General features: G+C 29.7%; 1 protein-coding gene. It reads right to left on the bottom strand.

From position 1 onward, the window contains the following. Positions 1-110 precede the first annotated feature (110 nt). Complete coding sequence (locus tag ACWA1B_RS22565; RefSeq protein WP_456910841.1) at positions 111-230, bottom strand: DUF2683 family protein; 120 nt, start codon at positions 228-230, stop codon at positions 111-113. Positions 231-279 lie beyond the last annotated feature (49 nt).

The raw sequence follows: 279 nt of genomic DNA, 5'->3' as shown, positions 1-279 counted from the left end.
ATAAGGATGAAGTAAAATGTCTTCAATCAAGGCTGTAATCTTATTCATGACCGCTTTATTTTCAGATTTTTTCCAATATTCTCTGTCTTTTTGAGCTTTTTCAGAATAAATTACTTCCACAAATCTTCTGTTTTTATTTTAATTCCTTTCCCGTCTTTTATGCTCTTTTCAGCGTCTAAAATTTCTTTTACAAATTCGGGATTATATGGTTTTTCTACTTCTTCAACAATTTCGAAACCAAGAGATTTTGCGAGTGATTTAAAAATCGGAAAATCTTTC

It is taken from the genome of Flavobacterium xizangense, assembly GCF_054075145.1.
Note: the sequence above shows the minus strand (reverse complement) of the source record. Positions and strands in the feature narration are given on the sequence as shown.